Source organism: Cellulophaga algicola DSM 14237 (assembly GCF_000186265.1).
Lineage (GTDB): Bacteria > Bacteroidota > Bacteroidia > Flavobacteriales > Flavobacteriaceae > Cellulophaga > Cellulophaga algicola.
Map to the genome: position 1 here is coordinate 2,745,677 of NC_014934.1, position 13,481 is coordinate 2,759,157.

Annotated in this window: 14 protein-coding genes; 7 read left to right on the forward strand and 7 right to left on the reverse strand. The window is 33.0% G+C overall.

Annotated elements, in window-relative coordinates; translation table 11 throughout:
- Positions 1 to 142: 142 nt before the first annotated feature.
- Positions 143 to 727 (forward strand): hypothetical protein, encoded by a 585-nt coding sequence (locus CELAL_RS11950; protein ID WP_013551168.1) that lies wholly within the window; start codon positions 143 to 145, stop codon positions 725 to 727.
- A gap of 100 nt (positions 728 to 827) precedes the next feature.
- On the opposite strand, the gene CELAL_RS11955 is transcribed toward CELAL_RS11950, so the two are convergent.
- The 3 genes from CELAL_RS11955 to CELAL_RS11965 form a co-directional block, all read right to left on the reverse strand.
- Positions 828 to 2,609: a DUF885 domain-containing protein gene (locus CELAL_RS11955; protein ID WP_013551169.1), complete on the reverse strand. Its 1,782-nt coding sequence runs from the start codon at positions 2,607 to 2,609 to the stop codon at positions 828 to 830.
- 4 nt (positions 2,610 to 2,613) lie between these two features.
- Entirely contained in the window at positions 2,614 to 3,255 is a 642-nt protein-coding gene (locus tag CELAL_RS11960) for an MOSC domain-containing protein (protein ID WP_041557715.1), read from the reverse strand.
- A 63-nt stretch (positions 3,256 to 3,318) separates the two neighbouring features.
- Positions 3,319 to 3,666, reverse strand: a complete 348-nt coding sequence (locus tag CELAL_RS11965) for a DUF6249 domain-containing protein (RefSeq protein WP_013551171.1) — start codon at positions 3,664 to 3,666, stop codon at positions 3,319 to 3,321.
- 133 nt (positions 3,667 to 3,799) lie between these two features.
- Between CELAL_RS11965 and CELAL_RS11970 the strand changes: the two genes are divergently transcribed.
- Together CELAL_RS11970 and CELAL_RS11975 are read left to right on the forward strand one after the other, a co-directional pair.
- Complete coding sequence (locus CELAL_RS11970; RefSeq protein WP_013551172.1) at positions 3,800 to 4,384, forward strand: RNA polymerase sigma factor; 585 nt, start codon at positions 3,800 to 3,802, stop codon at positions 4,382 to 4,384.
- Positions 4,371 to 4,802, forward strand: a complete 432-nt coding sequence (locus CELAL_RS11975; RefSeq protein ID WP_013551173.1) for a hypothetical protein — start codon at positions 4,371 to 4,373, stop codon at positions 4,800 to 4,802. Before CELAL_RS11970 ends, CELAL_RS11975 begins: the two co-directional genes overlap by 14 nt.
- Here CELAL_RS11975 and CELAL_RS11980 read toward each other — a convergent pair.
- The 4 genes from CELAL_RS11980 to htpG form a co-directional block, all read right to left on the reverse strand.
- Positions 4,787 to 5,146, reverse strand: a complete 360-nt coding sequence (locus CELAL_RS11980) for a DoxX family protein (RefSeq protein ID WP_013551174.1) — start codon at positions 5,144 to 5,146, stop codon at positions 4,787 to 4,789. The genes CELAL_RS11975 and CELAL_RS11980 overlap by 16 nt on opposite strands.
- A gap of 2 nt (positions 5,147 to 5,148) precedes the next feature.
- On the reverse strand, positions 5,149 to 5,823 hold the full coding sequence (locus CELAL_RS11985; RefSeq protein WP_041557716.1) for a hypothetical protein: 675 nt from the start codon (positions 5,821 to 5,823) through the stop codon (positions 5,149 to 5,151).
- A 12-nt stretch (positions 5,824 to 5,835) separates the two neighbouring features.
- Entirely contained in the window at positions 5,836 to 6,489 is a 654-nt protein-coding gene (locus CELAL_RS11990) for a hypothetical protein (RefSeq protein ID WP_041557717.1), read from the reverse strand.
- 114 nt (positions 6,490 to 6,603) lie between these two features.
- Positions 6,604 to 8,490, reverse strand: coding sequence for a molecular chaperone HtpG (gene htpG, locus CELAL_RS11995; RefSeq protein ID WP_013551175.1), 1,887 nt, complete (start codon positions 8,488 to 8,490; stop codon positions 6,604 to 6,606).
- A gap of 397 nt (positions 8,491 to 8,887) precedes the next feature.
- Here htpG and CELAL_RS12000 point away from each other — a divergent pair, with 397 nt between their 5' ends.
- From CELAL_RS12000 to CELAL_RS12020, 4 genes are all read left to right on the forward strand, one after another.
- The gene (locus tag CELAL_RS12000; protein ID WP_013551176.1) at positions 8,888 to 9,547 is read left to right on the forward strand and encodes a TetR family transcriptional regulator C-terminal domain-containing protein; all 660 of its coding nucleotides are present in this window, start codon (positions 8,888 to 8,890) and stop codon (positions 9,545 to 9,547) included.
- A gap of 61 nt (positions 9,548 to 9,608) precedes the next feature.
- The gene (locus tag CELAL_RS12005) at positions 9,609 to 10,919 is read left to right on the forward strand and encodes an ABC1 kinase family protein (protein WP_013551177.1); all 1,311 of its coding nucleotides are present in this window, start codon (positions 9,609 to 9,611) and stop codon (positions 10,917 to 10,919) included.
- A gap of 198 nt (positions 10,920 to 11,117) precedes the next feature.
- A complete protein-coding gene (locus tag CELAL_RS12010; RefSeq protein WP_013551178.1) occupies positions 11,118 to 12,128 on the forward strand; it encodes a 3-oxoacyl-ACP synthase III family protein in 1,011 nt (336 codons plus the stop codon).
- 104 nt (positions 12,129 to 12,232) lie between these two features.
- Positions 12,233 to 13,461 (forward strand): IS3 family transposase gene (locus CELAL_RS12020; RefSeq protein ID WP_085951515.1). Its coding sequence is split into 2 segments (ribosomal slippage): positions 12,233 to 12,581 and positions 12,581 to 13,461, totalling 1,230 coding nucleotides; the frame shifts between segments, so codons are not numbered across the junction.
- Positions 13,462 to 13,481 lie beyond the last annotated feature (20 nt).

Consider the following 13,481-nt stretch of genomic DNA (forward strand, 5'->3'; position numbering starts at 1 on the left):
TATATTAACGTTAAGGTCATATTAGAATTGTATTGATGTTAAAATAGCATAGAAAGTGGAAAACCCTGCATCACTTTCATGTACATATCCGTCATACATTTGTCATGTAAATAATTGAGAAACCCTCCAAATACAAATAGTTATGAAAAAAGTTCTAAAATTTACCGCAATTGCCGCTTTAGTGTTCAGTACTTTTACAGCTTCAGCCAGTGAACTAAAATTAAATGTTGCAGCCGATAAGGAAGCAAAAAGTTTAATTTTCGAATTAGACATTGTATCTAAAGACACAAAAATTCAATTTATAGATAGTAAGAATAATGTTATCTATTCTAATAGTAATTTGAAGAGTAGTTCTCTTCGTAAAAAATTCGACCTTAGTAAATTAGAAAAAGGAGTTTATACTTTCAGAGTAGATGATATGACTCTAGTAACTACCTATGCTATATTAATTGATGGTGAGTCTATTCGTATTCTAAACAAAGACGAGGTAATTAAGCCTGTTTTTAGAATGAAAGATGGTATGATATTCGTTAATCTATTAAACGTAGATAAAATGGATGTTGAAATAAAAGTTTATGATTCTAATGATAGAGTTTTATTCACTCAAAAAATAGCGGATACTTTAATTGTTGAAAAAGCAGTAAACTTTAAGACGGCTCACAAAGGTGATTATACGATCACAGTGAAAAATGCTAACGGAGTTTACAGGCAAAACGTAAGTATATAATATTGAAAATTTGGTTTTAAGTTAAGTTGAGTTAATTTTTTTAAACCTAAAAGGGGAGCGAAAGCTCCCCTTTTTATTTTTTCCAATTTTTTGTAATTTATTATTTAGAATTTAAAATCCAAGTAGTGATCTTCTTTTCTAATAAAGCTAAGGGTACACAGCCTGTTTCTAATACTTGGTTGTGAAATGCTTTAATATCAAATTTATCGCCTAATTCCTTTTCTGCTTTAGCGCGTAACTCCATAATTTTAAGCTGTCCTATTTTGTAAGATAAGGCTTGCCCTGGGTTGGCCATGTAGCGTTCAATTTCAGAAGTAATACCTGCTTCAGATTCTGCTTCGTTAGCTAAAGAGTATTGAATAGCTTGCTCTCTGGTCCATCCTTTAGAATGTAAACCTGTATCTACAACCAAACGGATAGCTCTGTGCATTTCTGCTCCTAACATTCCAAAATATTGGTAAGGATCTGTGTATAGTCCTAGCTCTTTACCTAAAGACTCTGTGTATAAAGCCCAACCTTCTCCATAAGCGCTATACCATAATGTTTTTCTAAATTTAGGAAGTTCTTCATTTTCTTGTGTTAATGAAATTTGAAAGTGATGCCCAGGAATAGCTTCGTGTAAGAATAAATCTTCATCGGAGTACATATTGTATTTGGTAACGTCTGGTATAGGAGTATAAAAAATACCTGGTCGTGTACCGTCAATAGATCCAGGGTTGTATTCTGCACTAGCAGAAGCTTCTCTAAACGCTTCAGTTCTTCTAACTTCAAAAGGCGTTTTAGGCTGGTTGCCAAAAAGCTTATCTACTTGAGGCTTCATTTTCTCATGTATGACCTTAAAGTTTTCAATAACTTGTTCGGGAGAAGTAAAAGGCATTAGTTCTTTTTTATTCCGAACAAAATCAAAGAATGCTTTTAAATCACCTTCAAAACCAACCTCTTTTTTAATTTTTTCCATTTCAGAAGAAATACGTGCTACTTCACTTAAACCTAATTGGTGTATCTCATCGGCAGTCATGTCTGTCGTCGTGTACAATTTTATAGAATAGTCATAATATTCTTTTCCATTAGGAATGCCTTCTATACCACTAGTAGTTCTAGCAGCTGCCATATATTCCGTATTCATAAAATCATATATACTTTGATATGCAGGAATAATTTTTTCAGAAATCATTGCAGAATAAGCTTCTGTTAAACGGTCTACATCTACATCAGAAAAACTATCTGGCATATTTTTTATAGGAGTAAAAAACAAGTGATTGTCTAAATTAGGCTCTGTCATGTCTTTTAACTGTGGTGTAATCTTAACGACTAAAGATTTTGGTAGCACATGACCTGTTTTAATACCTTCTTCCATTCTTACTTTAGCACTAGCCAACCAAGAGGTGTAGTCCTCTAATCTTTTTAACCAATTGTCATAATCTTCAACGGTTTTAAAAGGTTGAGAGCTTGCGCCACTTGCTAATTGGCCCATCATTAATTGCATGGTCCACATTTGATTGATAGGAAGTAGTTCTTCTCTAAACCCTAAACGTTCCAAATTACGGTCACATTCCCAAAGTAAAATTTCCTTACTCATTTGCTGACTAGAGGTAAGCAATTTATCGTCTACTTCGGCAAGTGTTTTTTTATAGCTAGAGTAAAAATCATTTTCAGAAGTTCTGAATTCATCGCTTAAAAAATTTGGTAACATATCATTGTAACGCGTATCTCCTTGCGAGGTAGCATTCAAAGGATATAATTTTAAACTTTCTTCAAAATAATCATCAAGGACATCATCAAATTCGGTATTGTTTATGGCAACAGCAGGTTCTTTTTTAACCTCATCTTTGCAAGAATATAGGCTGAATACGCATAAACTAAGGATTAAAATTTTTTTCATAATATTATTGAGTTTTTAGTGAGTTTCGTAATCTTTCTTTTTTGTATTCAGGTAAAGTATCATTGCTTAAAATTAATTGAATTACTTCAGGGTCTTTAGTTTTAGCAAATAAAAATTGATAGTATTGATTAATGGTTAAGCTGTTTTTTGATTGGGATATAAGGATCATATCATCACCGGTGGTAACCGTTCCTGTTTCCAAAACTTTAACGTAGGTACCGGGATAGTTATGAGTTACAAATTGCTTGATGATTTTAGAATCATTAAAACGAATGCCTAGTTTATAGCAAGGCTCCCTTGGCTGGGTAATTTGTACTAAGGCTGTACCTAACTTGTAAGTAGCACCAATCCGTAACTCAGACTCATCAAGGCCTTCTATGGTTAAGTTTTCTCCAAACATTCCCCAATCCCATCCTAAATTAGGATAGAGGTTTTTCCAATACGGATATTGATCTGCAGAATACAGGTAGCATGCCTTATTAACACCACCATGGTGTTTCCTATCAATTACAGTATCATTGGCAACATCTTCATTTAGGAGCTGTATAGCTTCTGAGGTAGGGTATTTGTAGATCCCCGTTTGTTCTTCTTTACCATTCCATAGTATGGTGGTTGATTTTCCTAAGTTGGTTGAAATTACCTTCATGTTATAAAGATAGAAAACCATCATAGATAACTATGATGGTTTTTAAAATAAGGTGTTTTTTGTCTAGCTAGTTAGTTTTTTGCTCACAAAGAAACCTGCTAAAAGGGCAATGCCTGCCATTAAAAAGATAGTAGCCGGATAGGCAACTTCAGAGGGTACCCCAATATTAGCCACCAAAATGGAGGCTATGAATATTGCCAATCCTACACCAATTAATAGTAAGGAGAAATTTAAAATAAATATTTTCCATACAGGAGATGTGTTTTCGCGTTTGGCTTTGTTGAAAATAGTGGCATCTAAGTCTTTCTCAATAAGAGCCATGCGTTCTCTATTGCGCGTTGAATAATAGAGGTAAGTTATTCCAAATACTAATAAAAAAAAGCTAACGGGGATTAAAATTGCTACTGCCATGCTGATTGTTTTTTAATTGATTAATTTAATACGTTCAAGTATAGGACGATTATTTTTTTATCATGGTTACATAAATTATATTTTTTAATGAATTATGTAACCATGATTGTTTTTTATTCGTCTAATCAATTAAATGAGCAACCACCAAGATCAATATTATATAGATAAAACATTAAGAGGAGATGCTCAGTCTTTTTCTATATTGATTGATCGGTATAAGCATATGGTTTTTACGGTTGCATTTAAAGTGACAAGTACTAGAGAAAATGCAGAGGAAGTTGCGCAAGATACTTTTGTGAAGGCATATCATTCTTTAGCTACCTTTAAAGGAGAATCAAAATTCTCTACATGGATTTATAAGATAGCCTATTATGGAGCCCTAGATTATTTGAAAAAAAATAATAGAAGAATTAAAACCAGTACGATAACATCAGATCACGACATTAATATATCAGAGTTAACTAGTGTTTTAGATCAATTTGAAATGCAGGATCGCAGAGAAATCATAAAAGAATCGCTTGAGCAGTTGGGTGCAGAAGAATCAGTGTTGGTAACATTACATTATTTTAAAGAATTATCATTACAAGAAATCTCTGAAATCATGAATATACCTGCAAATACGATTAAAGTTCGGTTATTCCGAATTAGAAAAAAATTAGCAGATATTCTAGAAAATAAATTAACCCCAGAAACGATTAAAAGTTATGGAAGGAAATAATATAAACGAATTTGACATCTTTTTGCGCAAAGCAATAAAAGAAGTAGGTACAGAAGCTCCAAGTAAAGACTTCAATAGTATGATACTCTCACGATTACCGCTAGCTCAAGAAAAGTTAAAGTGTACTCATCCACCATTGATTTCTAATTTTGTGTGGCTATCGATTGCTATGGGAGTCGTGGCTTTAACTGGCTTTACTTTAATGTATGATGAAAATAGGTTTGTTGGCAGCACATATTTTGAATTTTTAAATAATTTTAGAATTTTAAATGTAATTGATTCTAATTCAATTTTTACCCCTTCAAAAATAGTATGCTATGGCATTATTAGCGTCTTGGTCTTTTGCTATATTCAAATTTTTGTTCTTAAAAAATATTTTTCAATACACAATTATGCTCTTAATCAGTATGCTAAATAGGAAAATGCCCAATACATTAACGCGAATTGTAACGGTATTCTAAGGATCAGAATCCATTTTGGAATTCCCGCACTTTGCTTTTCTCCAGAAAGCATATAAAAGTGGACTAATAGAAACACCGCTAGCATGGCAATAATGCCGTAAATAGATAGGTTTTTTGTGGCAGGGAAACAGAGTCCAATACCTAGTGCTATTTCTGCTATACCACTCAAGGATACTAACAGTTTAGGATTGGGTAGGTATCTGGGCATAATGCGCAGATAGGTTTTTGGCTTAATAAAATGCATAACACCTGCAAAAACATAAATTGCGGCTAATAGGTATAGATGAAATGGGTAGTTCATAATTAGTCTTTAAAGTGCCAAAAAGGAATAGTGACTAAGGTGTCATTTTCTACTTTAGTACTATCTGCTGGCGGTGCTAAGATACGCAGGATATGTTTGCCTTCATTTAAATCTCGTATATTGAGGTAGGTTTCAAAACCTAGCCTTTTATGTTGGTCTGTGGAAATTACATATTCACTTGAAAATAGGATGCTATCAATTTTAATCTGATATAAGCTTTCAAATGTTTTTAAATAGTCAAGTTCATTTTTATGATTTTCAAAACTTCCTCCAGATCCATTCATTCCATTATTGAAATGCATCTTAAAACCTAGGTTAAAACCTCTCACATCTTCTTTAGGTTTAATCGAGGAGTTAATGTCGAATATTTGATCTTCCATTTGTTTTTTGAATACAATGAATACTTTTAAATGGTTGTTTTTGATGACTTTGGAAGGAATCGATGCAGTTTCAATAAAATCATTACGATCTAAAAGTAGATCCTCATAATTATTTGGATTAGAATAGTTTTCCCAAGACTCCTCATTGTTTTTTAAATAATTAGATTGCTTAAAATTTAGTCCTCCTAATATACTTATTACGGCATAAATGGGAATTAAAAAAAAGACAAGACGTTTTCCGAATTTATTATCTAAGAAATTATAGACCAGTGGTCTATATAAAAAGGATAGCGTCAAATAACTAAATAGCTAGTAAATAGGGAAGTAGATTTTAGCAATATATTTATTTTTCTTGAGTATTCCTTGACCAATAAAATCGATAAACACAATCAGCATAAGTAGGCAACAAATAAGTAAGATGGAAACTAGAGCTATTCCCACCGAAATATTATGCTGTATATCAAAATTTGTTGCGATTAGGATTATAATACCTGCTAATAATGACATGATAATATATAATGCCAGCATGTAAAAGATGAGTAAAAAGGAAATAGCAAAAAGTACACTGCAATATTTCTCCAGTTGTCCTATATATTTGTCAAAAGAGCCTACATTTTTTTTTAAATAAGTAGTGAATTTTTCAGAATAGTTTAACGCCTTATAATCAATATCTCCTGAGACATAGCGCAAACCAACAGCGCCAATCCATAGTCCTCTTAAAATAACGTGTAAGACTAAATTAAATATTAAGATACCCCACATTACTTGAACCACAGACCAGATAATCCTCCAAGCTTCTATTTGACTGGCTTTGGCTGTTTCGTATAAAAGCTCCAAGGGCTCGTAGGCCAAAATCAAAGCATAAATGGCAAAACCTGAAATAATTAATTCTAATTGCCAACTTTCTTGCTGCAATTTGTCTAACCATCTTTTAAAGGAAGGGCTGCGATAATCGTTATTCATTGGTGTGGTTGTTTGCTGAAAGATACTAACTTTTCTAAAAATAAAAAGCCGCTTCAAATAAATGAAGCGGCTTTTATCATGTTCCTATAATCAACCAATAACGGTTGGTAATTATTATTTCACCATCTCGTAACTACGCTTGATAAAGTTTGTAAGTTCTTCACCTTTTAGTAGTCCTTTAGATAAACGTGCTAAATCTAAAGATTGATTAATTAATCGTTCTTTTTTCTTAGCTGTTTTTGTAGTTAAAATTTCAGATACCAACTCGCTGTTTGTGTTCACTGTAAGGTTATACATTTCTGGCATATTCCCCATTCCGAACATTCCGCCACCGCCAGTTTGTTGCATCTCTTTCATACGACGCATAAACTCAGGCTCCGTAATGATAAAAGGAGAAGCAGCACTATCCATAGCTTCTAACTGAATCGTATATGATTTATTCGCTATTGTTTCTTCTAAAACCTTTTTAAGTGTTTCTTTTTCTTCGTCAGAAAGTTTAGAGATTTGCGCTTCATCTTTCTTGATTAAGTTTTCAATATGATCAGAATCTACACGCGTAAAAGAAATATTTTCTTTAGAAGTCTCTAGTTTTTGCATCAAGTGCGAAATAATAGGAGAATCTAAAAGTAACACCTCGTATCCTTTGTCTTTTGCAGTTTCAATATAACTGTGTTGCGCTTCTTTATCTGAAGCGTAAAGAATAACTAACTTACCATCCTTATCTGTTTGGTTTGCTTTTAACTTCTCTTGCAACTCGTCAAACGTAAAGAACTTACCATCTACCGTTGGGTAAAGTGCAAACTTATCTGCTTTTTCAAAGAATTTATCTTCAGAAAGCATACCGTATTCTATGACTATTTTAATGTCATTCCATTTTGCTTCAAAATCTTCTCTGTTATCTTTAAATAAAGAAGAAAGTTTATCAGCTACTTTTCTAGTAATATAAGATGATATTTTCTTTACAGCACCATCAGATTGTAAGTAAGAACGAGAAACGTTTAAAGGAATATCTGGAGAGTCTACAACACCACGAAGCATCATTAAAAACTCAGGCACAATACCTTCAACATTATCTGTTACATACACCTGATTCTGATATAACTGAATTTTATCTTTCTGACTATTTAAGTCATTCGTTAACCTAGGGAAGTATAAAATACCAGTTAAATGAAAAGGATAATCCACATTTAAGTGAATATGAAATAAAGGCTCCTCAAATTGCATTGGATACAATTCTCTATAGAACTCTTGGTAATCTTTAGTCTCTAAATCTGCTGGTTGTTTTGTCCAAGCAGGAGTAGGATTGTTTATGATATTATCTACCTCTTCTGTAGGAGCTTCATCTTCTTCTTTAGCACCTTCTGGTTTTGGTAATGTTTCAGTTCTAGTTCCAAATTTTATTGGAACTGGCATAAACTTGTTATACTTTGATAAAAGCTCACTAATTCTATTGTCTTCTAAAAACTCAGTAGAATCATCAGCTACATGAAGTACAATTTCAGTACCTCTATCTGTTTTGTCGGAAGGTTCTAAATCAAAATTAGGAGAACCATCACAAGACCAATGAACTGCTGGCTCATCTTTAAAACTCTTAGTGATAATCTCTACTTTACTAGCTACCATAAAGGCAGAGTAAAATCCTAAACCAAAGTGACCTATAATTCCAGAATCTTTTGCACTGTCTTTATACTTGTCTAAGAATTCTTCTGCACCAGAAAAAGCTACTTCATTAATGTACTTTTTTACTTCGTCCTCGGTCATTCCCAAACCTTGATCGATAATATGGATTTTCTTTCCTTCTTTATCAACTTTTACCTCGATAATTGGATTACCATATTCTACAGATGCTTCACCAATAGAAGTCAAATGCTTTAATTTTAAAGTTGCATCTGTCGCATTAGAAATCAACTCTCTTAAAAATATTTCGTGATCGCTGTAAAGAAATTTCTTTATTAAAGGAAATATATTATCAACGGACACATTAATCTTACCTGTCGCCATATGTAAATTAAAATTTATAATTATTAATATGATTCTTAACAGTCAAAAAAAATACCAATCTGACAGAAAATGACAAACTGGCACTTTTTTTATTTTTTTCAGTAAAATTGTTAGTTCCTGTCTACTTATTCGACTAAATAAGTGAGGTGATTTGCATCTTTTTAAAGTCATCTAAAAGATTAACAAAAATTTTGTTTAATTAATTTTTAAAATAGTTAAACATTTTTGTATCTTTGAAGTGTAATCGAGGAAGATTAATTGCTATGAAAAAGAATTTAGTTTTTTAATCGATTACCATTATTGGTTAGGTTGTTTAAAAACGTATTTCCGTCTTCTAGGAGATACGTTTTTTTGTACCAATAGTAAATTGCTTTGTCACTCTTAAACTATAAACGTCATGGCTAAAAAATCAGAAACAAAAAAAATTACAGAAGATCAAATAATAGGAATGTACATGGATTATGTCTTAGAACATGAAACTGTACCTAAATCTATTTATAAGTTTTGTAAGTCAAATGCTATCAAAGAAGAAGAGTTTTATAACTTCTTTGGATCAGTAGAAGGGCTACAAGCGGCCATATGGGAAAAGTTCTACACCAATACTGTGGGCGTTATGGCTAAAAACGAGGATTACGAGTCATTTTCTAATCAAGATAAAATGCTCACTTTCTTTTTCTCTATGTTTGAATTACTTACCATGAATAGGAGTTATGTTCTTTTTGCATTAAGAGAACATGATAGCATGTTAAAGAACTTAAGCCAGTTAAAAGGCTTACGTTCTAATATAAAAATATTTGCATCAGAACTAGTACAAGATGCTAATGCAGATAAATCGTTCAAAATCACAAAGAAAAGTCCACAATTATATGCTGAGGGTACTTGGGTGCAATTTTTATTCTTGCTTAAATTTTGGATGGAAGATACCAGTGCAGGGTTTGAGAAAACGGATTTAGCTATTGAAAAATCTGTAAAAACAATTTTTGATGTTTTTGAAAATACTCCTTTAGAGAGTATCATAGATTTTGGCAAATTCTTGTATAAGGAAAAATTTGCTTAACTCTTATTTTTAAACCTAACCACCACATACTGTTTTGAACACTTTTAACTAAAAGTACTTTATGAAAACATTAGATAAAATTCCAACAGGTAAGATAGAAAGAGCAGGAAAGCTTGTGAAAACAGGCGTTAAGATTGGTGGTAACTATGTAAAATATTACAGCAAAAAGTTAGTAAATCCTGAGCTGTCAAAAGATGAATTGAATGAGGATAATGCGGGTGATATTTATGACGGACTCAAAAGTTTAAAGGGTAGCGCGCTTAAAGTGGCTCAAATGTTAAGCATGGAGAAAAATATTCTACCAAGTGCTTATGTAGAGAAATTTTCACTATCACAATTTTCTGTTCCGCCACTATCTGCACCTTTAGTGCGTAAAACGTTTAAAAAATATTTAGGAAAATATCCAGAAGAGGTTTATGATACTTTTGATAAAGATTCTATAAATGCAGCGAGTATAGGTCAAGTGCATAAGGCTACCAAAGATGGAAAAACCTTGGCAGTAAAAATTCAGTACCCAGGAGTGTCAGAAAGTATATCTAGTGATTTGGCTATTGTTAAACCTATAGCTATACGCATGTTCAACTTAAAAGGTAAAGATTCAGATAAATATTTTAAAGAAGTAGAGAATAAACTGGTAGAAGAGACCAATTATATTCTTGAAATGAGACAGAGTCAGGAAATTACAAAAGCATGCGCTGTAATTCCGAATATGGAATTTCCGGAATATTATCCAGACTTGTCTAGTGAACGAATCATTACCATGGATTGGATGAATGGTTTGCATTTAAGTGAATTTGCTAAAACAAGTTTTACTGCTGCAGAAGGAAATAAATTGGGGCAGGCTTTATGGGATTTCTATATGTTCCAAATTCATGGACTTAGAAAGGTTCATGCGGACCCGCATCCAGGAAACTTTCTAGTAAGTAAGAGCAATACACTTATTGCTATAGATTTTGGTTGCATTAAAGAAGTGCCAGATGAGTTCTATATTCCTTATTTTGAACTTGCAAAGAAAGAGGTTATTGAAAACGATTCGCACTTTATGGAAAAACTGTACGAATTGGAGATTCTGACCCCTACAGATTCTGAAGAAGAAATTACATTTTTCAAAGCCTTATTTAAAGAGATGTTACTGTTGTTTACATCGCCTTTTAATGGAGATACTTTCGATTTTGGTTCTGATGATTTTTGGCTTCAAATAGCTGATTTGAGTCAGCGGTATTCTAAAGATGATCAGATTAGAAAAATGAATGGCAATAGAGGTTCAAAGCATTTCTTATACATGAATAGAACGTTCTTCGGACTCTTTAATTTACTTCACGATTTAAAAGCTAAGGTTGAGGTGAATAATTTTAGACAGTATTTAGATTAAAAAATAGCTTAAAGAATTGAGCAGAAAGACAGAAGTATAACAACATATTTCTGACTTTTAATTTGTTAGGATACAAACTAAAAGTATAATTACCGAATGATTTTACAACATTGTAGAATAATCCTTAAATTGCGTTCTTGTTTATTTAATTCGTAACTTAAATAAATGTATAATAAACAGATCAGATAACTAAACTGTATGTATAATTCGAAAATTATAGGCTTAGGACATTACGTTCCTGAAAACGTTGTGACTAATGATGATTTATCAAAGGTCATGGATACTAATGATGCGTGGATTCAAGAAAGAACAGGTATTAAAGAAAGACGTCATGTTATAAAAGGCGATGGCGATACCACCACTACAATGGGGGTTAAAGCTGCTAAAATCGCTATTGAAAGAGCAGGTATAGATAAAGATGATATTGATTTTATTGTATTTGCGACCTTAAGTCCAGATTATTATTTTCCTGGCCCAGGTGTCTTAGTACAACGAGATTTAGGTATTAAAACAGTAGGAGCCTTAGATGTAAGAAATCAATGTTCTGGTTTTGTTTACGCTATTTCTGTTGCCGATCAGTATATTAAAACAGGCATGTATAAGAATGTTTTAGTTATTGGATCAGAATTGCATTCTCATGGTTTAGATATGTCTACACGTGGTAGAGGTGTTTCTGTAATTTTTGGTGACGGAGCAGGAGCTGCGGTTTTATCAAGGGAAGAAGATAACAGTAAAGGAATCCTATCTACACATTTGCATTCTGAAGGGCAACATGCAGAGGAATTATCTTTGATAGCTCCAGGAATGGGAAAAAGATGGGTTACAGATATCATTGCAGATAATGATCCTAACGACGAATCTTATTTTCCTCACATGAATGGCCAATTTGTATTTAAAAATGCAGTGGTTCGTTTTAGTGAAGTTATTATAGAAGGTTTAGAAGCTAATAAATTAGCAGCAACCGATATTGATTTATTAGTACCACATCAGGCTAATTTAAGAATTTCTCAGTTTATACAGAAGAAATTCCAATTGTCAGACGATCAGGTTTTTAATAATATTATGAACTACGGGAATACTACAGCAGCGTCTATTCCAATTGCTTTAACAGAAGCTTGGGAGCAAGGTAAAGTTAAAGAAGGAGATTTAGTCGTATTAGCTGCTTTTGGTAGTGGCTTTACATGGGGTAGTGTTATTATCCGCTGGTAAAAATCTATAAAATTATAATTTAAGAAAGCCCCAACATAATTGTTGAGGCTTTTTTATTTAACTTGTCCCGTCCTGAAATAAGTTGACACAAAATCGACTTATTTATGAAACATTCAATTATTACGGTAGACAAGCGTACCCAACGCGATTATAATTTGGGCTTTAAATTAAGTGTTGTCCATCAGGTTGAAAAAGGCGAAATGACTTATAAGCAGGCGCAAAAGGCTTATGGTATTCAAGGTAGAAGTACTGTTTTGGTTTGGTTGAGAAAACATGGTACATTAGATTGGACTAAACCAATACGCCATCAAATGCCAAAATCAAAAGAAACACCTGCCCAAAAAATCAAACGCTTGGAGAGAGAGCTTTCCGATGAAAAACTCAGGAACAAAATTCTCAATACTATGATTGACATCTCCGATAAACAGTATGGTACCGCTATCAGAAAAAAGCATTCGCCCAATCAATCCAGCGCATCCGACAAGAACAACGATTAAGTTTATCTCGTTGTTGTCGATTGTTTGGGGTAAGTAGACAAGCGGTCTATCAAGCAGAAAAACGGATTATAAAAAGAGAACAGGAGTTTATAAAAGTAAAGAACTTGGTTGAAGGTGTTCGCAAGGATATGCCCCGGCTCGGTACACGAAAGCTGTATTACCTGTTAAAGGAAGAATTCGCAAAGCACAATTTAAAAATAGGAAGAGATGCCCTGTTTGGATATTTGCGCTCGGAATCGATGCTGATAAGGCCAAGGAAGAATTACACCAAGACAACAAACTCTAAACATTGGCTTAGAAAACATCCTAATCTGATGAAAGAAATCAAAGTTTCCAGACCAGAAGAGTTCTTCGTCAGTGACATTACATATATCAAAAGTAGAGAGCGGACACATTATCTATCCTTGGTAACCGATGCCTATAGTAGAAAAATAATGGGATATCACCTTAGTGATGATATGAGTGCCGAAAATGTGGTAAAAGCAGTAAGAATGGCTAAAAACAATAGATTGACAAGTAAAGATCTAATTCATCATTCCGATAGAGGATTGCAGTATTGCTCCGGCATATACCAAAAAGAACTAAGGCTAAGCAATATGACTCCGTCAATGACAGATGGTTATGATTGCTACCAAAATGCATTGGCAGAACGAATCAACGGCATATTGAAAGGGGAATTCCTAATCTATAAATGTAACACTGGCAAAGAGTTGAAAAAGCTTATAGCAGAATCAATAAAAACGTATAACAACAAAAGACCACACTTGAGTCTAAAATATAAAACACCTAACTTTGTACATAACAAAAAACCAGAGAAGCTAGCTTCTCTGGTTTAATATTAATTATTTAAAAACTG

Bases quoted from the DNA above. Each gene is read 5' to 3' on its own strand.
- CELAL_RS11950 (WP_013551168.1), top strand. From the start codon at position 143: ATGAAAAAAGTTCTAAAATTTACCGCAATTGCCGCTTTAGTGTTCAGT.
- CELAL_RS11955 (WP_013551169.1), bottom strand. From the start codon at position 2,609: ATGAAAAAAATTTTAATCCTTAGTTTATGCGTATTCAGCCTATATTCT.
- CELAL_RS11960 (WP_041557715.1), bottom strand. From the start codon at position 3,255: ATGAAGGTAATTTCAACCAACTTAGGAAAATCAACCACCATACTATGG.
- CELAL_RS11965 (WP_013551171.1), bottom strand. From the start codon at position 3,666: ATGGCAGTAGCAATTTTAATCCCCGTTAGCTTTTTTTTATTAGTATTT.
- CELAL_RS11970 (WP_013551172.1), top strand. From the start codon at position 3,800: ATGAGCAACCACCAAGATCAATATTATATAGATAAAACATTAAGAGGA.
- CELAL_RS11975 (WP_013551173.1), top strand. From the start codon at position 4,371: ATGGAAGGAAATAATATAAACGAATTTGACATCTTTTTGCGCAAAGCA.
- CELAL_RS11980 (WP_013551174.1), bottom strand. From the start codon at position 5,146: ATGAACTACCCATTTCATCTATACCTATTAGCCGCAATTTATGTTTTT.
- CELAL_RS11990 (WP_041557717.1), bottom strand. From the start codon at position 6,489: ATGAATAACGATTATCGCAGCCCTTCCTTTAAAAGATGGTTAGACAAA.
- htpG (WP_013551175.1), bottom strand. From the start codon at position 8,490: ATGGCGACAGGTAAGATTAATGTGTCCGTTGATAATATATTTCCTTTA.
- CELAL_RS12000 (WP_013551176.1), top strand. From the start codon at position 8,888: ATGGCTAAAAAATCAGAAACAAAAAAAATTACAGAAGATCAAATAATA.
- CELAL_RS12005 (WP_013551177.1), top strand. From the start codon at position 9,609: ATGAAAACATTAGATAAAATTCCAACAGGTAAGATAGAAAGAGCAGGA.
- CELAL_RS12010 (WP_013551178.1), top strand. From the start codon at position 11,118: ATGTATAATTCGAAAATTATAGGCTTAGGACATTACGTTCCTGAAAAC.